This window comes from Moraxella sp. CTOTU48717 (assembly GCF_032057165.1).
Lineage (GTDB): Bacteria > Pseudomonadota > Gammaproteobacteria > Pseudomonadales > Moraxellaceae > Faucicola > Faucicola tetraodonis.
The window spans coordinates 1-21298 of the sequence record NZ_DAMBBC010000025.1; the positions used below are offsets into that span (position 1 = coordinate 1).

The 21298-nt window shown below is 46.8% G+C and carries 17 protein-coding genes and 1 pseudogene; 6 read left to right on the plus strand and 12 right to left on the minus strand.

Translation table 11 applies throughout. From position 1 onward, the window contains the following. Positions 1–158: 158 nt before the first annotated feature. Positions 159–965 carry a DODA-type extradiol aromatic ring-opening family dioxygenase gene (locus RT084_RS11340; RefSeq protein WP_312384638.1) on the minus strand — a complete coding sequence of 269 codons (807 nt, stop codon included), beginning with the start codon at positions 963–965 and terminating at the stop codon, positions 159–161. 86 nt (positions 966–1051) lie between these two features. Next, the gene (locus tag RT084_RS11345) at positions 1052–1456 is read right to left on the minus strand and encodes a DoxX family protein (RefSeq protein ID WP_313100091.1); all 405 of its coding nucleotides are present in this window, start codon (positions 1454–1456) and stop codon (positions 1052–1054) included. A gap of 180 nt (positions 1457–1636) precedes the next feature. Here RT084_RS11345 and RT084_RS11350 point away from each other — a divergent pair, with 180 nt between their 5' ends. The 6 genes from RT084_RS11350 (at position 1637) to fumC (ending at position 9384) form a co-directional block, all read left to right on the plus strand. Continuing rightward, positions 1637–2485, plus strand: coding sequence for a LysR family transcriptional regulator (locus RT084_RS11350; protein WP_313100094.1), 849 nt, complete (start codon positions 1637–1639; stop codon positions 2483–2485). 520 nt (positions 2486–3005) lie between these two features. After that, positions 3006–5156 (plus strand): circularly permuted type 2 ATP-grasp protein, encoded by a 2151-nt coding sequence (locus RT084_RS11355; RefSeq protein WP_313100096.1) that lies wholly within the window; start codon positions 3006–3008, stop codon positions 5154–5156. Positions 5157–5216: 60 nt separating this feature from the next. Then, positions 5217–6068 carry a transglutaminase family protein gene (locus RT084_RS11360; RefSeq protein WP_313100099.1) on the plus strand — a complete coding sequence of 284 codons (852 nt, stop codon included), beginning with the start codon at positions 5217–5219 and terminating at the stop codon, positions 6066–6068. 60 nt (positions 6069–6128) lie between these two features. Further along, positions 6129–6866, plus strand: coding sequence for a proteasome-type protease (locus RT084_RS11365; protein WP_313100101.1), 738 nt, complete (start codon positions 6129–6131; stop codon positions 6864–6866). A 181-nt stretch (positions 6867–7047) separates the two neighbouring features. Continuing rightward, positions 7048–7704: a trimeric intracellular cation channel family protein gene (locus RT084_RS11370; protein ID WP_313100103.1), complete on the plus strand. Its 657-nt coding sequence runs from the start codon at positions 7048–7050 to the stop codon at positions 7702–7704. 264 nt (positions 7705–7968) lie between these two features. Beyond that, on the plus strand, positions 7969–9384 hold the full coding sequence (gene fumC, locus RT084_RS11375) for a class II fumarate hydratase (protein WP_313100106.1): 1416 nt from the start codon (positions 7969–7971) through the stop codon (positions 9382–9384). Between the two features lie 174 nt (positions 9385–9558). Here the strand turns inward: fumC and urtE are convergent, their stop codons facing one another. The 10 genes and pseudogenes from urtE to ureC all read right to left on the minus strand — a co-directional run bounded on the left by urtE (position 9559) and on the right by ureC (position 21289). After that, positions 9559–10257, minus strand: a complete 699-nt coding sequence (gene urtE, locus RT084_RS11380) for an urea ABC transporter ATP-binding subunit UrtE (RefSeq protein ID WP_100269368.1) — start codon at positions 10255–10257, stop codon at positions 9559–9561. Positions 10258–10266: 9 nt separating this feature from the next. Next, positions 10267–11085, minus strand: coding sequence for an urea ABC transporter ATP-binding protein UrtD (gene urtD, locus RT084_RS11385; RefSeq protein WP_138018347.1), 819 nt, complete (start codon positions 11083–11085; stop codon positions 10267–10269). Positions 11086–11301: 216 nt separating this feature from the next. After that, positions 11302–12351 (minus strand): annotated as a pseudogene (gene urtC, locus RT084_RS11390) (urea ABC transporter permease subunit UrtC); the annotation flags it as partial. 18 nt (positions 12352–12369) lie between these two features. Further along, positions 12370–14025 carry an urea ABC transporter permease subunit UrtB gene (gene urtB / locus RT084_RS11395; RefSeq protein WP_409519603.1) on the minus strand — a complete coding sequence of 552 codons (1656 nt, stop codon included), beginning with the start codon at positions 14023–14025 and terminating at the stop codon, positions 12370–12372. A gap of 263 nt (positions 14026–14288) precedes the next feature. Then, a complete protein-coding gene (gene urtA / locus RT084_RS11400) occupies positions 14289–15542 on the minus strand; it encodes an urea ABC transporter substrate-binding protein (RefSeq protein ID WP_060996033.1) in 1254 nt (417 codons plus the stop codon). Between the two features lie 583 nt (positions 15543–16125). Next, entirely contained in the window at positions 16126–16770 is a 645-nt protein-coding gene (locus RT084_RS11405; protein WP_313100111.1) for a HupE/UreJ family protein, read from the minus strand. A gap of 27 nt (positions 16771–16797) precedes the next feature. Further along, positions 16798–17499, minus strand: a complete 702-nt coding sequence (ureG, locus tag RT084_RS11410) for an urease accessory protein UreG (RefSeq protein WP_313100114.1) — start codon at positions 17497–17499, stop codon at positions 16798–16800. Positions 17500–17533: 34 nt separating this feature from the next. After that, the gene (locus RT084_RS11415; RefSeq protein WP_313100116.1) at positions 17534–18370 is read right to left on the minus strand and encodes an urease accessory protein UreF; all 837 of its coding nucleotides are present in this window, start codon (positions 18368–18370) and stop codon (positions 17534–17536) included. After that, a complete protein-coding gene (ureE, locus tag RT084_RS11420) occupies positions 18367–18930 on the minus strand; it encodes an urease accessory protein UreE (protein WP_313100118.1) in 564 nt (187 codons plus the stop codon). The genes RT084_RS11415 and ureE overlap by 4 nt, the downstream gene beginning before the upstream one ends. Before the next feature lie 238 nt (positions 18931–19168). After that, the gene (ureC, locus tag RT084_RS11425) at positions 19169–21289 is read right to left on the minus strand and encodes an urease subunit alpha (protein ID WP_313100121.1); all 2121 of its coding nucleotides are present in this window, start codon (positions 21287–21289) and stop codon (positions 19169–19171) included. Positions 21290–21298 lie beyond the last annotated feature (9 nt).

Genomic DNA, 21298 nt, shown 5'->3' on the forward strand with positions numbered 1-21298 from the left:
TAACCCCCCACTTCAGTTTGAGTTGCTTATTTCAAGTTGAGAGTGGGGTAAAATAAAGCAATACAAATGACATTTTTATGAAGCATTACTTATAAAGCTTGTGCGATAGATTGATGATAAGGCAAATTTACTGCGGTTAATTCGCCTTTTTTTATCCACTAATCAAACCGATAAATATCCATACCCAGATTGTAGTGAGCAAAGCTTTCATGCACTACCGACATCACATCCCCTGCGCCCCGCGCAAAAAATACAGGCAATAAATGCTCGGGCGTTGGGTGATTGTGGCGAGCCAAGCTATGCGTCTGCCAATCAAACATCGTTTTGTCATTGGCTTTTAACTGATCTATTATCCAGTATTTAAAGGTTTTAGCTTGCGGCTCAATCTGTTGGCTGTTAAAACGCACATTGTACAAGTTATGGGTAATACTGCCCGATGCCACAATCAATACCCCTTGTTGCCGTAGTGGCGCAAACAACTGCCCAAGCTGATACAACTGACTGGGGCTAAACCCGTGTGGCAACGACACCTGCACGATTGGCACATCGGCATTGGGGTACATGTGTAGCAGCGGTGTCCAGACACCATGATCAAATGGTTGAGTGTCGACCACTTTAACCGCCACTTGCATTTGCGCTAGCTGCTTGGCGATACTTTGCGCAGCCGCCGGATGACCGGCTGCGGGGTACTGGATTTCAAATAACGCTTTAGGAAAACCGCCAAAATCATGCCAAGTGCTGGGCGCTGGATTGGCGTTGATCAGCCACTCGCCACTTTCCCAGTGCGCCGACATGATAAGGATAAGCCTAGGCTTGGGTAAAGCTGCACCGAGCTGATGCAGCGCCTTAGTAAATGGTGTATCTTCAATCGCAATCGTCGGTGCCCCATGCGAGATAAATAAACTCGGCAGCGTTGGCTTGTCAATACTTGCGCCGAATACATCAGTTAATGTTAAACCCTTCATGGCGACCTCCTATTGTTATCACCTAAAACTTTTATCAACTAAAATTTTTATTAGCTAATATTTTTATTACCTAAAATTTTTATGAACTAGGCACTGACAGCTTGCCCGCGATTATCAATGGAGAAAGCACCCGCGCCTGCGACAGATAAGTACAAGAAAGCAAAACTATACAGCACAGCAGCTTCACCTTGGTTGAGCAGTGGCAACCAAAAATTATCAATGCCCGCGTGCATCATAAAGTATGCCACTGCCATTTGACCTGACAGAATAAAAGCGACAGGACGCGTGAACCAGCCCAAAATCAGTAACACGCCACCGACCAATTCTAACACGCCTGCTAAGCCCATCAGCGAAAACAATTGCAAGCCATCAAACATCGCCACATGCGGCACCCCAAATAATTTTGCCATGCCATGTAGCATAAAGGTATAGCCCAGTACGATGCGAAGCAAGCCAAGTACATAAGGTTGGTATCGAGAAAAATTGTTCATTGTTGTGTCCTATTAGTCTAAAATTACAGTCATGAATATATGTGATGACGCCATTATATTGATATCTTATTAAGAGAAAAATACATAAAATATTGATATATTATTTCTTATTAGTTGATAATTGAAATGACGCATTCAAGCGTTAATTCACTGGAAGCATTAACTCACTTAAGGATACACATGGATACGCTCAAAAGCTTGCAAGTGTTTCGCACCATCGTAGAAAAAGGCAGTTTTACCAAAGCCGCTGATGCACTCGATATGTCGCTTGCCATGACTAGCAAACACTTACAACACCTTGAAAGCTATGTGCAAGCCAAGCTATTACATCGCAACAACCGTAATTTGAGCCTCACTGAAGTCGGTCAACAATACTACGCTGAAGCGGTACACGCCCTAGATATTTTGCAGCAGGCAAAAACCAAGGCACACGATGGCAGTGTATTGCCGGAAGGAAAACTGCGAATCATGGCACCGGTATGGTTTGCCACACCGTATTTTGTCAATCTGCTTGCCAAATTCCAGCAAGATTATCCCAAAATTGCGCTAACGGTTGATTTGGAAAATCGCTTCACCGATTTGATTGCTGAGGGCTATGATCTAGCGCTGCGGGTGGTCAACACACCACAAGATAATTTAATTGTCAAACCACTCGGTAAAATAGATTTTTATTATGTCGCAAGTCCGCGTTTTCTTGCGCAGCACGAGCCGCCTACGTCTGCAGACGCGCTCAGTAAACTGCCAGGGATTTTGCCCAACTATACGCACATGGCAACCACACTCAAACCCTATAACAGTAGCAATAACACTGTGATGATGGCACAGATGGCACTGACAGGCATGGGCGCTGCAATATTACCCGAATGGCTGATTGAGGATGAGATTGCGCAAGGACGACTGGTCAAATTGTTTGAGCAGCCATTTAGCAGCGTATCAATCTATGCGGTCTATATGAATCGGGCATTTTTAAATTTAAAAATACGCTTATTAATTGATTTTTTGGCGGATAACCTAATAAAAAACGATTAGCCTGTTAACTGTTTTTATCCTTTAGCTCACGAGCCTTAGGGTCGAGTAATCGACGAAGCCGGCATCTGACTGGTCCATGTTGTTTGAATTGTACAAGTTGGGTATTGACTATTGCTATTAGTATGCGCATTATCTGATGATGTATTGCAATAATTTTTAATAAAAATAATTTTAATATAACAACAATTTAGTAGAAAAATATTGGTTTAATTTTTCACCAAACTATTTCTCTTGCATCAGTTTGGTTCATTGCATATTTTTTTATGCCCCTATGGCATAGATTTTTTGTTTTACACTGCACCAACTTCAATAATTCGATTAATTTTGGTGCAAAATTGAGCGATTTTTAATCTATTTTTCAACTATTTAACTTTTTTTACTTTGTTTTTTTTGGCACGAAACTTGATGAATTAATTGATAAATCATCTAATAGCTTGTCTATAGAATAATTTATCAAGAAAATGTCTGCCATCGTGGGGCAAAAACTATTTCATCTTTCGTCATGAATAAGGAGCCAATAATGCCAATTGCCAAAGCATTTGATGAACTGCAACTCGCCGATGGGCAATATAGACCTTCGGCACAACAGGTGGGTGCTTGGCTTCAAGAGATGAATTCAGACACGTTAATCAGTTTGAATAACCAAGCATCGGATATTTTTTATCGCCGCGGCGTGACCTTCACTGTGTATAGCGATGCCAGCAACATTGAGCGCATGATACCCTTTGATATCATCCCGCGCATCATTGACATCCAAGAATGGCAAGTGATGGAACAAGGCTGCCAACAACGTATCCGCGCGCTCAATCAATTTATCCATGATATTTATCACGAACAGACGATTGTCAAAGAAGGCATTGTGCCAGGCGAGTTTGTATTTAAAAATAGTGGTTACGAGCCGTGGATGCTAGGTATCAACTTGGATAAACCCGTCTATGCCCATATTAGCGGCATTGATTTGATTCGCGACCAGCACGGACAATATTGTGTGCTTGAGGACAACTTACGCACCCCTTCTGGCGTCTCTTATATGCTCGAGAGCCGCAATGTGTCGCAAACCCTACTGAGTAAACTCTACCAATCTCAATCGGTGTTGCCAGTGGCGGACTATCCAAAACGGTTAAAGGCGTGTCTATCAAGCACCACCAACAAATACGACCCACAAATCGTGGTACTCACCCCAGGGCGTTTTAACAGTGCCTATTATGAGCATGCGTTTTTGGCGCGTGAGATGAATGTGCCCTTGGTGCATGGCTATGATTTGATTGTAGAAAACAACCATGTCTACATCCAAGGGGTACGCGGCAAGGTACAAGTGGATGTGATTTATCGCCGTATTGACGACCCATTTTTGGATCCGTTGGCGTTTTTACCCGATTCAATCTTAGGGGTGTCAGGGCTGATGAGCGCGTATCGCGCAGGCAATGTGGTGATAACCAACGCCCCAGGCACAGGGATTGCTGACGATAAAAGCCTTTATCCATTTGTACCCAAGATGATTGAGTATTATTTGGGTGAAAAACCGATTTTACCCAATGTGCAAACCTATCAATGCGGTGATGCCGATGAGTTGGCATATGTGCTCGACCATATGCCAGAATTGGTAATTAAAGAGACGCAGGGCTCTGGAGGTTATGGGATGCTGATAGGACCGACGTCAAGCAAAGAACAAATTGCCGCTTACCGCAAACGCTTACTAGATAACCCAGCAGGGTTTATCGCCCAGCCGACCATTAGTCTGTCCACCAACCCAACCGCGGTTGCCAGTGGCATCGCACCGCGCCATATTGATTTGCGTCCTTTTGTATTGTCACATGGCGATGGCACAGTGGATATTGTACCAGGCGGATTGACACGGGTGGCAATGACCGAAGGCTCATTGGTGGTCAACTCATCCCAAGGCGGTGGGGTAAAAGACACTTGGGTGGTCGATACCGTCAATGGCAAACTCAGCGGCAAACAAGGCACTGCTCATTTGGGCACCATTCAAACCAACCATGAACGAAAATCGCAATCGTCGACTTTATTGGCGTATGAAAACATCAATCACAATCGCTTAATTTTGCTGTTATCAACAGCGAGCTACTTAGTGTGGCTAGGTCGATACAGTGAGCGCTTACGCTACTATGAACAAATCATTACACGGCTGTCAAATGACCAGTACAGCCAAATAGACGTCGATGCCATCGTGCACAATCTTGGCTTGCCGATTTCAGCCGATGCCGATGCCCTATATGACTATCTTGCCAACAAAAAGGTGCCCGAAACCATTGGTTTTATCGAGCAAAATGTCCAAGACGTCAAAGGCGTTATTGGCAAAGATACGGCGGAACTCTATAACCTCATCAAACGGCTAGCCAATACAGGAGCGTACCGCGCCGCTAGCCTACAGCTCTATGCCTGCAATGCCTCGATGCAGCAGGAAAACCCGATTGTGGTCACGTTTTGGCAACTCGGACAATGTTTTGAATCGCTGGACTGTCATATATTGATGAAAAAAGATTGCCGTGAGTGCGTGCAAAAACTTAAAGAGGTTGTTAATACCTTGCCAGAAAACACCCGCTGGCGTGAGCTGGATCGATTGGTCAATCAACTGTTAAAGTCTAATCAACCCAAAGATTTTCAGTCACTATCGGGCGCGTTTTCAAATATTTTACAGCAAGGTGTGTAAGCCAAATCTATTAGATGATTACCATCATTTTGACAAAAATAAGCAGTTAGTGAGAGCACAATGAGACTTATAATCAGCCACCAAACCAATTATTTTTATGAACAACTTGCCTTACGCAGTGTGCAATACATCCGCATGACGCCGATGACACTACCCCACCAAACCATCCATAACTGGCAAGTGATGCTGCCTAAAGTCGCACAAATGCAAACGGACGGCTTTGGCAACCAATGGCTTACCCTAAGCCGTCACGAACCGCATAACAACTTGCAAATTCAAGCCTTTGGCGAAGTAGAAATTAACACTGATACCTTATTTATCCCTGACAATCAGCAAGTGCCGTATCAAATTTTTGCTGTACCCACCAAGCTGACCCAATGCTCTGAAGCCATGCGTGACTTTGCCCATGACGCGCTTGAGCAGTTTTTGCAAAGTGAGGACATCGATGCGCAGTTAGCCATCCTCAAGTCATTGGCAAAAGACTTGCTCGATAAAATGCCCTATACCAAAAGCGTGACCCATGTCGGCACCACAGCAGAGCAAGCGTTTGCGATGGCGGCTGGGGTGTGCCAAGATCATACCCATGTATTTTTGGCACTGCTACGGGATAAAGGCATTGCAGCGCGCTATGTATCGGGTTATATTTATGAAGCGACCCAAGCGCATATGGCAAGCCATGCCTGGGCAGAGGTCTGGCTTGCGGGTAATTGGTACACCTTTGATATCTCTAACCAACATTTTACCCCCAATTGCCATGTCTACATCGCCTTTGGGCGTGACTATGCCGATGCGGCGCCCGTGCGCGGGGTGCGCACAGGGGGCGGTGACGAGCGACTGTATAGTCAAGTCATGGTATCTACAAGCCCCCAGTACATACCGCAGCTTAACGCGCAGTTTGCAGCGCAGCAGTAATTTGCCACTATTGATTCACCAATATTTGCTAAACCAATATTTGCTAAAAAAGGAACAACCATGACCTATTGTGTGGGTATCAGACTCAAAGACGGGATGATTTTCGCCAGTGATACTCGCACCAATGCGGGTGTCGACCAAATATCGATGTTTCGCAAAATGTATCAATACGGCATTGAAGGCGAGCGGTTTTTGGTGCTACAAACCGCCGGCAACTTGGCGACGTCACAAGCGGTATTTACCAAATTAGATAACGCCATCAAACTTGCGCAAGAGCGCAACTTGCATACTGTCCCTACCCTGTTTGATGCCGCGCAATTGGTGGGTGAGTGCTTGCGAGAAACCACCATCCATGCCCAAACCATCGCACAAGAAACGGATACCAAGTTTAGAAGCAGTTTTATCTTGGGTGGGCAAATCAAGGGGCAATCCCCGGAAATTTATTTTATCTACCCTGAAGGCAATTGCATCAGAGCAACAACCGATACGCCTTTTTTCCAGTTAGGTGAAAGTAAATATGGCAAGCCTATTTTAGACCGCTCCATGAATTATCATTCATCGCTCAAATCAGCGATGCGAGCCATTCTGATTTCTTTTGATTCGACCATCCGCTCCAACCTATCCGTCGGTATGCCCATTGATGTGTTGGTCTATCACAATGACAGCCTACAGATGCCACAAGGGTATCGCATTGATGAAAACGATGAATACTTTGCCAGCATCCGCCAACACTGGTCAGATGGGCTGAGAAAAATTCTGAATGAACTTGAAGACTCACCGCTGAGCTATTGGCAATAGCCACTGTCACACAGTTAAAAACAAACCCACGTCAAGCCATCTAGCAGGTTCTTCACTGTGTCATCCCGTGTCCATTTATACCGCGTTTTATACCGCGTTTTTGGTTATCCCGCGCTTCTGGTTATACCGCGCCTCTGGTATGCTATCATGTGATTTTTTATGATTGTTTGGTTGTTATGCTATGCAGCTAACTGATTTGGCGCCTTGGGGTGAATCACTCAGAATCGCCGTAGAAGTCATCGGCACCATTGCTTTTGCCTTGTCAGGTATCTTAGCAGGCGTGCGCAAACGTATGGATATGTTTGGGGTGGCGGTGCTGGGATTTTTATCGGCGTATGGGGGTGGCACGCTGCGTGATATTTTGCTAGAGCGGCGACCGTTTTTTTGGGTGTCCCAAGAGCTGATGTTATGGCTGGTGTTTGCGCTTTGTATTGTGGTGATGCTAGTCAATAGCCGCCGCCCGTTTCGTATCACCCCTGCGGCGATTCAATTGGCAGATGCGTTAGGGTTGGGCTTGTTTGTCGCCTCTGGGGTACAAGCATCACTGGCAAGCGGTATGCCGATGGCGGTATCAGTCATCATGGGGATTATCACTGGGGTATTTGGCGGGGTGATGCGTGATATCGCCTGTGGTGAGATGCCCACCGCGTTTTTTGACCATCGTCCGTATGCCATGTGTGCGTTGGTTGGCGGCTGGGTGTATGCGATTTTGGCGGTTTACAGCTCGCTTGCCGCTTGGGTGATTATGTTCATCAGTACCGTCACCACCACAGGACTACGTATTGCCGCGCTGGCGTTTAATTATCGTTTGCCCGGTTGGAAAAAAAACGCCTCTTAGCCAATAGATTGGGTAGCCATCACATTTAGCCATCACTTTTGGTAGTTATCAGATTTGGCTTGCTATCTTTCGGTATCAGCCGTCATTTTACCGCTTACTTTAATAAAGATAACAAACGACACATATTGTCAAACTTTTATGGTCGATAACTCTGTTAAACTTTACCTTGTACTTTGGGGCATATGTGCTTTGGGGCATAAGTGGCGATAACCAGCCGCTTTGATAATGACAGAATCAAAAAATTCACTAAAAAAGAGAACAATAATGACAACCGACAACCAAACCGATACCCAGCAATTTCGCAGCGAAAAAGACACCATGGGCGCCGTCAACGTCCCTATAGATGCTTACTGGGGCGCGCAAACCGAGCGTAGCCGCAATAACTTTAAAATCGGTGGCGAAACCTTACCACAGCCGCTGATTGAAGCCATGGCACTGGTCAAAAAAGCCGCCGCCATCACCAATGCCAAATTAGGGCGTATCAGTGATGATAAACGTGACCTTATCGTGCAGGCCGCCGATGAAATCATCAACGGGGCACTGCGTGACCAATTTCCTTTAGTAGTTTGGCAGACAGGCTCTGGCACCCAGTCAAACATGAATATGAATGAAGTGATTGCCAACCGCGCCAATGAACTTGCCGGTCAAGGCAAAGGTCGTTATCAGCCAATTCATCCCAATGACGATGTCAACCATGCCCAATCTACCAATGACAGCTTTCCCACCGCGATTCGAGTAGCGGCGGCGCGTCAGATTGTCCATCTGCTTATCCCTGCGGTGCAAAAACTGCGTGACACCTTAGCAAGCAAAGCTGAGCAGTTTGCTGGCATTGTAAAAATCGGACGTACCCATCTGCAAGACGCCACCCCTTTGACCCTAGGACAAGAGTTTAGCGGCTATGTCAGTCAGTTAGATCATGCGCTCATTCGTCTAGATGCCGCGCTACAGGGTCTGTATGAACTGCCTTTAGGCGGTACAGCAGTGGGTACCGGATTAAACGCTCACCCTGACTATGCCGAGCAGGTCGCGCAAACCCTAGCTGCGTTAACTGATGTGCCTTTTGTCACCGCACCCAATAAATTTGAAGCATTAGCGGCAAGAGACGCTGAAGTTTTTGCCTCAGGTGCCCTAAAAACCTTGGCAGCAAGCCTCAATAAAATTGCCAATGATGTGCGCTGGCTGGCTTCAGGTCCTAGATGTGGGATTGGTGAGCTTAAAATCCCTGAAAATGAGCCAGGCTCCTCCATCATGCCAGGTAAAGTCAATCCGACCCAGTCTGAAGCTATGACGATGGTCGTCGCACAAGTGATGGGTAACGATGTCACCATCAATATGGCGGGGGCGTCGGGTAATTTTGAACTCAATGTGTTTATGCCAGTTATCGGCTACAACCTGCTACAATCGATTCGCTTACTTGCCGATACTTGTGACAGCTTCAATGACCATTGCGCGGTAGGCATCGAGCCTGTGACAGAAAAAATTGATTATTTCCTACACAACTCATTGATGTTAGTCACCGCGCTCAATCGCCATGTCGGCTATGAAAATGCAGCAAAAATTGCCAAAACTGCTTATAAAGAAAATAAAACCTTAAAACAAGTTGCCGTTGAGTTAGGTTTATTGACTGACGCCCAATTTGATGAGTGGGTCAAACCTGAAGCCATGACTGGTCCAAAGTGATTAGTCGAAAGTGACTAATCAAAAGTGACTAATTCAAAAATGATTAGTCCAAAGTCATGTGAGCGTTGATGGGACGTAATCGCACTCTTTAATCAATCAATTTTTATCAAAAACTTTTTAGCCAGATGACAGTCATCTGGCTAAAAGCTAATTCACGCAAGCTTTTGCTATTTACTAAATCGCCACTAGCTCTCTGATGCCTTTTTCTGGCATATCACTGCCCTTGCCTTGGGCGATGACTTGCCCCCGTGCCATTACCGTATAGTTGTCGGCAAGTTCTTCAGCAAAGTCATAAAACTGCTCAACCAAAATAATCGCCATATCGCCTTGGTCAGCCAAGCGACGAATCACCCGCCCGATATCTTTGATAATCGATGGCTGAATCCCTTCAGTCGGCTCGTCCAAAATCAGCACCCGTGGCTCAGATGCCAATGCCCTGGCTATCGCTAATTGTTGTTGCTGACCGCCTGACAAGTCACCGCCCCGGCGCTGGCTCATTTCATCGAGCACAGGAAAAATCTCGTACAAATGGCTTGGGACTTTTTTGGCTTTGCTGCCTTTAAACTTTGCCATGCCAATCAAGATATTTTCTTCTACGGTTAAGGTTGAGAAAATATCTCGCCCTTGTGGCACATACGCCATGCCTGCGCGCACACGGTTTTCGGGCGATAATTTGCTGATGTCCTTGCCATCTAGCAAAATTTGACCCGATTTAATCGGTAAAACCCCCATCAGACACTTTAACAGTGTGGTTTTACCCACGCCATTGCGACCGAGTACCACAGAACACTCACCCACAGGCGCGGTCAAACTGACATCGCGCAGAATATGACTACCGCCATAATATTGATTGATTGTGTTTACTTCTAACATCGCTATCCCCTATCGCCCTAGATATTTTTCGATGACATCGTCGTTGGCTTGTACTTCAGCAAGCGTCCCTTCTGCCAAAATCGCCCCTTGCGCCAATACCGTCACTTGCTCACTGATGGTGTCAATAAAGCTCATGTCATGCTCAACCACCACCAAGGTATGGTCTTTTTTGAGCTCCAAACATAGCTCGGCGGTGCGTTCGGTTTCGGCATCGGTCATGCCTGCCACTGGCTCATCGAGCAAAATCAGCTTGGGACGCTGCATCAATAGCATCCCAATCTCCAGCCATTGTTTTTGCCCATGCGACAACAATCCTGCAGGTTTATTGACAAACTCACCCAAGCGAATCGTCGCTAAAGTCTGATCAAGGGCATTTTGGGCATCCGGGTTAAGCTTGCTAAACAGGCTTTTTTTGACCCGCTTGTCTTTGGGTGCGGCAAGCAGTAAGTTCTCCATGACGGTAAAATTTTCAAACACCGTGGGTTTTTGAAATTTTCGCCCAATGCCAGCTTCGGCAATTTGCTCGGTGGTCATGCTGGCAAGATTGTGGGTTTGTCCAAAATACACTGACCCTTCAGTAGGGCGAGTTTTACCGGTAATCACGTCCATCAGCGTGGTTTTACCCGCACCGTTAGGTCCGATGATACAACGCAGCTCGCCTTCTTTGATGTACAAAGATAAGTTGTTTAAGGCGCGGAATTTATCAAACCACACGCTGACATCTTCCATATATAGGGCAATGCCTTTGCTAAAATCCGCTTCTTGTGACTTTAGCCGTCCGTAGTTGCTCTCAGCAAAGTCATTAATATTATTATCGTTTGTATTCATAACAGACTCTTTGATGTGTTATTAATGGGGTATTTATGGGGTATTAGTCATCGGGTATAATCAAAATAACTACTGGGTTGCAGGCGGTCAGCCTAACGCCGCTGCCGACCCTAAAGCCCCTTCCGCCTAAGATTCTTTTTTTGCTTCTATGTTTGTTTCTTGGTTTGTTTCCATATTTTTTACGCTTGGCTCGACCGTTTTTTTGCCATGCGTGATTTTGTCCAATAGACCAATAATGCCTTTGGGTAAAAACAAGGTGACGACCACAAACAACCCGCCCAAAATCAATAGCCAAGCTTCGGGATATGCCACGGTAAAGTAAGTTTTCACCGCATTGACCACACCTGCGCCCAATATCGCCCCGATCAGCGTGCCGCGTCCACCTGTGGCGACCCAGACCGCCATTTCAATCGAGTTGACAGGGTTCATCTCACTGGGATTGATAATGCCCACTTGTGGCACATACAACGCGCCAGCAATCCCTGCGATAATCGCCGATAACACCCACGCAGATAGCTTGTACCATAGGGTACGGTAGCCCAGGTATTGCAAACGGTTTTCGCTATCACGTACGGCGCCCAGTACGCGGCCATACGGCTTGTGCATCAAATAACGTAGGCCAAGGTAGGCAAGCATCAGCACGAATGCTGTGGCAAAACAGAGCAAGGTGCGCGTCATGGGAGCAGCGATGTCCATACCTAAGATGGTTTTAAACCCGGTAAAACCGTTGTTACCGCCAAACCCAGTTTCGTTACGGAAAAATAGAAGTGATGCGGCAAACACCATGGCTTGGGTGATAATCGAGAAATATACGTCTTTGATTTTTGAGCGAAAGGCAAAAAACCCAAATATAAAAGCCACCACTGCCGGCACCAGCACCACCAATATCGCCGCCCAAGCAAAGTTGTCTGTGCCTGCCCAAAACCAAGGCATTTTATCCCAGCTCAAAAACCGCATAAACTCGGGCAAGCTGTTGCCTGATGCTTGGCGCATCAGATACATACCCATCGCATACCCGCCAAGGGCAAAGTACAAGCCATGCCCAAGGCTCAAAATCCCCGCATAGCCCCATACCAAGTCCAGTGCCAAAGCAACCATCGCCAGACACATGATTTTGCCAATCAAAGTGACCCAATAAGCGGATAAATGCAGCGCCGAATCGGCAGGTAGCAAATGCAACCAAGGCAACACCATCAACACCGCAAAACAGCCCATAATTGCCAAGCGACTCACTGGTTTATCTGCAAATAATTGTAAAATACGCATTTTTTAACTCTCCAATGATTACTCGACAAAGCGACCTTTAAGGGCAAACAGACCTTGTGGGCGTTTTTGGATAAATAGCACCACCAGTACCAACAAAATGATTTTGGCAATCACCGCACCCATGCCAATCTCAAGCACGGTACCACTCACGCCTAGACCCAAGGCGGCCAGTACTGCCCCCCAAATTTGACCGACACCGCCGACCACTACTACCAAGAAAGCATCGATGATGTAGTTTTGCCCCAAATCAGGACCTACATTGCCCACTTGCGCCAAAGCGCAGCCTGCCAAACCTGCCAAGCCAGAGCCGAGCCCAAACGCCATCATATCGACACGCGCCGAGCGAATACCCACCGCACGCGCCATTTGACGGTTTTGGGTCACGGCACGTACAAACAGACCAAAGCGGGTGTATTTGAGTAAAAACACCAATAACAGCAATACGATAATGGTAAAACCGATAATAGCAATACGGTTGTATGGCAACATCAAGCTTGGGGTCAAGGCGACAGCACCGCTTAGCCATGAAATATTGGAGACTTCGACGTTTTGCGCCCCAAAAATCATGCGAACTAACTGCATCAGAATCAAACTCACCCCAAACGTGGCAAGCAAGGTTTCTAGCTGTCTGCCATATAGCGGACGTATCACTACCCGCTCAATAATCATGCCAATAACGGCGCTCACCAAAAACGCCAGCGGAATCGCGGCAAGCATGTACCAATCGACATAGCCTGCCAAATGGCTCTTAAAAAAACTTTGCACCACATAGGTGGTATAGGCACCAATCATAATGAGCTCACCATGCGCCATGTTAATGACACCCAATAGACCGTAAGTAATGGCAAGTCCCAACGCCGCCAACAACAAAATACTGGCGGTGCTGAAGCCAGAAAACACGTGTCCCGTCCACTCACTGGCTTTGATACGCGATTTGACTTTGTCTTGGGTTGTTTGTAAGGCTTGTTTGAGCTCGGGTGAATGGCTGGTTTGTTTTGCCATCGCTTCGATATCGGCTAACACATCGGGGCTGTTACTGGACGCCAAGGTTTTTAATGCCGCAATCTGGGTCATCTCATCGCCCGATTGCAAATCCATACGCGCTTGCAGTTGTGCCAATGCTGCTTTTACCGTACTGTCTTTTTCATTGGCATAAATATCGGCAACGGTTTTTTTATCGAGTGTGGCGATGTTGTCGGCTAAGATATCCACCGCTTTAAGGCGTTCGCTGGCATCGTCAGATTTGAGTTTGGCTTTGGTTTGCCCTAAGGTCAACGCCGAACGCAGCGCGTTATTGAGTGTGACTTGGTTTAGGTCGCTTGGCCAATTGCTTACCAAGGTATGCGTAGGATAGCGGTAGAGTTGGTCGGTGTTTTCTAGGGTATAGACATTGCCGGCATCATCACGGTACAGCTCGTCTTTGTTAATCATCTCGACCAGTTTGTCATAGGATTGGCTGGTGCCTGTCCAGTTGTTGAGCATGGCTTGACGCCCCGCAAAATCGGCGGCTACAAATTTTTGAATATCATCGCCTGCGCTGGCTATGGTGCTTGTGGTTACGTTGTTTGTGGCTGCTGTGGTTACTGTACTGGTTATCGTAGTTGCCGAAGCGGTACTTGCCTGTGCATTACTCACGCTTGGCAAGCCAATGCCCACCGTGGTCGCTAGCGACATGCCGAGCACAATTTTTTTACTTTTTTGCAAAAACTGCCCGAGAGAATGATTACCATTGAGCATGATGGTCGCTCCTTAGTTTGTATGATTAGTCTTTATGATTAGTCATCTGTTTGGTGGGGTGACGGATCAATGTTTAAATCAATAAAAGGTGAAATCGTAAAATTTTGGCAAAAAAATAAGCCATACCAGCTGGGGTATTGATGCGCGGTATGGCTGTCACAACATCGATTGTTAACTTCATTCAAGCTTATTGGAAAGGCTTATTTTGGAATATAAGGACTCCAAGGTTCCGCTTTAATGGCATCTTTGGTTTTGTAAACCACATCAAACTGACCATCGGCACGGATTTGCCCAATCATCACAGGTTTGTGTAAGTGGTGATTTTCGGCATCCATGGTTAGCGTGTAGCCCGATGGCGCGGCAAAGCTTTGACCTGCCATGGCAGCACGGACTTTATCCACGTCGGTGGAGCCCGCTTTTTCAACCGCTTGCTTCCACATATTGATACCCACATAGGTGGCTTCCATGGGGTCATTGGTCACTACTTTATCGGCATTTGGCAATTTGTGGTCAATGGCGTATTTTTTATAAGCGTTCACAAACTTGATGTTGACAGGGTTTTTGACCGATTCAAAGTAGTTCCATGCTGCCAAGTGTCCTACTAATGGGGTGGTGTCGATACCGCGAAGTTCTTCTTCACCCACAGAGAACGCCATCACAGGAATATCCGCCGCTTTGATGCCTTGGTTACCAAGCTCACGGTAGAAGGGGACGTTTGAGTCACCATTGATGGTGGAGATAACGGCGGTCTTTTTACCCGCTGAGAATTTTTTGATATTACCCACGATGGTTTGGTAGTTGTTAAAGCCAAATGGGGTATATTCTTCCATGATGTCGCTATCTGCCACGCCTTTAGACTTTAAGAACGCCCGTAAAATCTTATTGGTGGTACGGGGATACACATAGTCAGTCCCCAATAGCACAAAGCGTTTGGCACCGCCGCCTTCTGGTGACATCAAGTATTCAACCGCAGGAATGGCTTGTTGGTTGGGTGCGGCGCCAGTATAAAAGATGTTTTTGGACTGCTCTTGTCCTTCGTACTGCACAGGGTAGAATAATAAGCCGTTTAATTCTTCAACCACAGGCAACACAGACTTACGAGAAACCGATGTCCAGCAACCAAAGATAACCGCGACTTTGTCTTGTGTCAGTAGCTGGCGCGTTTTTTCGGCGAACAATGGCCAGTCTGAGGCAGGGTCGACAACCACAGGCTCAAGTTTTTTGCCCATCACCCCACCTTTGGCATTGATTTCGTCAATCGCCATCAACGCGGTGTCTTTGAGCGATGTTTCAGAGATTGCCATGGTACCTGAGAGTGAATGCAAGATACCCACTTTGATGGTATCGCCATTGCTAGGGGCAGGCGCACTACCGGTGGCAGCAGTGGTTGACGTGCCACTGGCTGGTTTGGCGTCACTTGATGATTGCGGTTTTGAACAACCTGTCAACATCATACTGCCCGTTACCGCTAGGGCAACCAAGGATCTGCCAAATGCACGACGGCTTAATTGACGCTCAGTCGTGGTTAGCTCGGTGGTTTTTTTGTCTAACATGTGTCACTCCTAAAATAGATGGATTGCCGTTTTAAGGTAGAGCGTAACGGATAGGCTTTGGCTATCGGTTGCGGGTTGTCTTAACTGACTATAATGACAATTCAATTAGTGTGCCAATCTGCCTGCTAAAAGGCGTTTTTGAAAATTTTATCAATTAAATCAAAAGGTTGAATTACTAAATTTAAAAAAAATTTACTTTAAACAATCGCCTATTGCATAAATGCTGCTCCTTGGTAAAAAATGGGCAAACTTTGGCGACCTTAGCGATTTCACCAATCTGATGAACTGGAATGGTTTGTTGCACTATTACCATTCATCTGGCATTGCTCTAGTGTTCCTATGGCATTCACCTAGCATTAATTGTCGCTAAACAACGCTTTATCGTCAGTGTCTTTATGACATTACCCAATTTATTGCATAAAAAAAGTGCAAGCCAAACAGCTTGCACTTTTTATCAAAAATGTTGTTAATCCCTAGTTAATCGCTAGTTAGCCAAGACCAGTGCCATGCCCAATGCCGCCATGATTGAAGGTAGCCAAGACAGCTTGGGATGCGCATGGGCTTGTGCTTTTACCCAATTCATCACCCCTGCACCCACGGCAAACAAGGCGGACATCGCGGTTATCATGCCTAAGCCAAAGCCTTGACTCACGCTACTGACTGGCATCTCCACGGCATGCGCCATACCATGAAATAGCGTCAAACCAAATAAGCTGATCGCCATCATAAGTGAAAAGCTTTTTTGATTGGCTTGTGCTATCTTGGTGCGCTGCGCCAAAACTGCGACCGCTGTCAACACCACCGATAGCAAAATCGCACCTTCAATAATCGATGAGCCAATCGCCACATAAGATAGTTGCACCAAAGCAAAGCCTAACAGTAAGCTCGTCACCAATAAGCCTAAACCCAGTTTTTTGTGACGGGCAAACACCATGCCCATGCCAACCGCAAGCACCACGTGGTCAAGACCTGAGATAGGATGCATGAGCCCTGCAGTGACGGCAGCCATTAAATCCACCGAACTTGCACCTGCATGATGGGTTAAACCATGACCGACATGCGCCACTGCCACACTTGAAAGGCTAAAAAGCGCGGTTGCCAATGCTGTTTTTTGGGTTAAAGTTTTCATTATGTCTCCTTGATTTTATCGCATTTTTTACATATTTTCGCTTGAGCTTGGTAAATGTTGTACCGGCTGTGACGGAATCTCTAGCGCTCTTAGCATACCCTGTTGTTGGATAAATTTGATAATGTCATCCAAACCGTCTTGAGTTTTCATGTTGCTAAACACAAATGGCTTATCGCCGCGCATTTTTTTGGCGTCTTTGTCCATAATCGACAAATCCGCGCCCACGAGTGGCGCAAGGTCGGTTTTATTGATAATCAGCAAATCTGATTTGGTAATCCCGGGACCACCTTTGCGGGGGATTTTATCGCCTGCACTCACATCAATCACATAAATGGTTAAATCCGACAACTCTGGGCTAAAGGTCGCCGCCAAGTTATCACCGCCCGACTCAATGATAATCAGCTCAAGACCATCAAAGCGATTTTGCAAGGTGGCGACGGCATTAAGATTAATCGACGCATCTTCACGAATCGCCGTATGTGGACAGCCGCCCGTTTCCACCCCGATAATCCGCTCAGCGGGCATGGCATCGTGGCGGGTCAAAAACTCCGAATCTTCTTTGGTATAAATATCGTTGGTAATCACCGCCATGTTGTACACATCTTTGAGACGGCGACACAGACTCAAGGTCAAAGCGGTTTTGCCAGAGCCAACAGGCCCGCCAATGCCAAGGCGTAACGGGGATAAGCGATGCTGTTGGTTTGGGGTTTTTTGGGTAAAGCCAGTCATGGTATTTCCTTGTAAGTAATATTAAAGACAGGGTTTAGGAACGAAACAGACGACTATATTGTTGTTCATGATGACAGGATAATTCTGCCAACGACGGTACAGACGCTGATAGTTGCAAGTGGTTAATTAAAATTAGTAATGTTTGGGCTTGCTGCTGTGCTTGTAAAAATTGTGGCGCAATGTCTTGTAGCTTAGCCACAACCGCTTGCCGATGATGGATGGCTGTCAATGCGGTTTTAACTTTGCTGGCTTGCGTTTGGCAAAGCTTGGCAATTGGTTCATCCATCGCTTGCCCCAATTGCCAAATAATACGTTGACCTGCCATTTGTCCCAGCGGTAAGGTTTTGACAATCGCCAAGGTCAGATTTTCCATTTGAGCAAACGCATAGGTCGTCAGGCTATCGGCTATCGGCAGTTGCCAAAAATACGCCAAGCGAGCGAATAACGGTAAATAGCCTTGCGCTATCCAATCTTGTGGCATCGCAAGGTCGAGCACGCCATCGAGCCAGGCACAAAATGCCTGCGCCAATTGTTGACTCTCTAATAAAAACTCATGGCTATCACGGCTTGCCCCATAAAAATTGGCTAGACTATCCACCAAGCTGTGGTGATTTTTTTGCGCTGACAACTGCATCATACTTGCCATCAGCGGCAGTTCAAAATTGAGTAAGACCTCTTGTTGATACGCTTGCAAAAACGCCAAACTACTGGCTTCATCATGGATAAAGCCTTGCTCAATGGCAGACTCTACGCCTTGGGAATAAGTATAACTGCCAATCGGCAAATTGCTCGACGCCAGCATCATCAGCTTAAGCAATTGTTGTGGCGGTGTCTTCTGTGTAAGGTGCGACGTTGTTGTCATTGTTTTCATGAAAAAAACGTGGCTTTGGTTAAATCGCCGACGATTGTGCTTTGCGTGTCGGCATGGCTTAACCGATTATCATGCCCATGTGAATGCCCGCCATGCCCATACGCCCCTGTTTCAGGTTCAAAAGCGTGTTCTACCTTGCTCACGGTTAAGCCTAACTTCACCAGCATATCGGCAAGCACATAATCGGGCTCAAAGTACAAGGCATGCTGCGCTTGACCCTGCTCAACGAGCATCAGTGGGACATGACGATTGCCCAGATGATACGCCCCGCGCATCAGTTCAAAGGCATTGTCGGCGGTGACTTTGGTGAGGGTTTGCGGTTTGGCAAAAATTTGTATGATGTCGCCTGACGCATTTTGTACCACATCCCCATCTTTGAGCGTACCTGTGCGTGGCAGGTCGATACCGACCGCTTCACCATTTTGCAGGGTTGCACGAAAGCGTGACCGCTGGCGCGTGTCAAAATCGAGCTGCAAAAACTGCCCGTTTGCTTGTTGGTTGACCAAATCTGCTTGCTGTTGGTCAGTTAACTGTTGCACCCGTTGATTATAAATTTTCATTACTATCCTTTGTTAAATTTTCTACCTATTTAGAAGTTTGCCCATGACAACCGAATTGTTGACAGCGACCCTCTTTAAATTGATGTTCACAGTTGTTAAGCCCGTACAGCCAATGCGAACAGTTTGGGCAAAGATTTTGCATTGGCGATACACTGTTAAAAAACTCACTGCCACATTCATCACAGATGAGATTGTTCGGTTCTAGTCATCACATTGGCATTCATGGCTAAAATCACATTTAAAATAAGAAATACCGCTGTGCCATTGGCAACACAGCCGACGGCTCGCAAGTGAGAAGCTGACCATCGGCACGTACTTCATAGGTTTCTGGGTTGATCGACATCTCAGGGCAATAGCTATTAAACCGCATATCTTTTTTGCGAATTTTCCGAATACCCTGCACAGGGCGAATCACTTTTTGCAAACCAAGTTTGTATTGGATGTTATTATCAAAGGCGATTTTGGATACAAAGGTGATACTGGTTTGGTGGGTGGCTTTGCCAAGGCTTGCAAACATCGGACGATAATGCACCGGCTGCGGGGTTGGAATGGAGGCATTGATATCACCCATCGGGTAAGCGGCGATGCTACCACCTTTTAAAATCGTGTCAGGTTTCACCCCAAAGAATTTGGGCGACCATAGCACCAAATCCGCCCATTTACCGACTTCTACCGAACCGACTTCCTCGGCAATACCGTGGGTAATGGCAGGATTAATGGTGTACTTGGCGATATAGCGTTTGATGCGAAAATTGTCATTTTCGGTCACTGTATCTTCGGTCACTGTATCTTCTGTCACTGGGTCGATGTCATGAAGCTCACTGTTAGACGCATTTTGGCTTACTGTATCGGGTGCTAAAAATCCGCGTTGGCGCTTCATTTTATCCGCCGTTTGCCAAGTGCGAATAATCACCTCGCCCACCCTTCCCATCGCTTGCGAGTCGCTACTCATCATCGAGATTGCCCCCAAATCGTGCAAAATATCTTCAGCGGCGATGGTTTCTTGGCGAATACGGCTCTCGGCAAAGGCGATATCTTCGGCAATCGCAGGGCTCAAATGGTGGCAGACCATCAGCATATCGAGATGCTCATCAATGGTATTGATAGTAAACGGTCGCGTGGGGTTGGTCGAAGACGGCAGCACATGCGGCTCGCCAATCGCCCGCAAAATATCAGGGGCGTGCCCGCCGCCTGCGCCTTCGGTGTGAAAGGTGTGAATACAGCGGTCTTTAAAGGCATTTAGCGTGCTTTCTAGATAGCCACTTTCGTTGAGCGTATCGGTGTGAATCGCCACTTGCACATCATACTCTTCGGCAACGCTCAAGCAGTTGTCAATCGCTTGCGGCGTGGTGCCCCAGTCTTCATGCAGTTTTAGCCCGACCACGCCCGCTTCGATTTGCTCGACAATCGGCTGCGGTAAGCTGACATTGCCTTTGCCCAGTAGCCCAATGTTCATGGGAATGTCATCAAGGGCTTTGAGCATGGTTTCGATATGGTATTTGCCGTTGGTGCAGGTGGTAGCAAGCGTGCCTTGGGCAGGCCCTGAACCACCGCCAATCATGGTGGTCACCCCAGACATCAACGCAACTTCCGCCTGCTGTGGCGCGATAAAGTGAATATGCGTATCAATCCCGCCCGCGGTCAAAATTTTGCCTTCACCTGCAATAATCTCAGTGCTTGCGCCAATAGCAATGGTGACATTGGGCTGAATATCGGGGTTGCCCGCCTTGCCAATCGCCCAAATTCGGCTGTCTTTTATCGCCACATCGGCTTTATAAATCCCGGTATAATCCAAGATAAGCGCGTTGGTAATCACGGTGTCAGCCACCTCAGCAAACGGGCGCTGCCCTTGCCCCATGCCATCACGAATCACTTTGCCACCACCAAATTTGACCTCTTCACCATAGCTGGTAAAGTCTTTTTCCACTTCGAGCCACAGCTCGGTATCAGCAAGACGCAGTTTATCGCCCACGGTTAAGCCAAAATGCTCGGCATACATTTGGCGGGGTACGGTTTTTTGTGATTTTGGTAAACTTGCGGTATCCACAGATGCGGTGGCTTGCCCCATCACCCGCCCAGCAAACCCAAAAATCGCCTTATTGCCACCAAACTCGACCAGTTCAACTGTCCGCGCTTGCCCTGGCTCAAAACGCACTGCTGTACCCGATAAGATATTTAAGCGAAACCCAAGCGCCTTGTCACGGTCAAACGCCAGTGCGTCATTGGCTTCGGCAAAATGGTAGTGAGAGCCGATTTGAATCGGTCTGTCGCCGGTATTTTTGACCAAAATAGTTTGGACGGCGCGCCCTTCATTCAGGATAATGGCTTGGTCTTTTAGCTTATATTCGCCAACTTTCATGGTTTACCC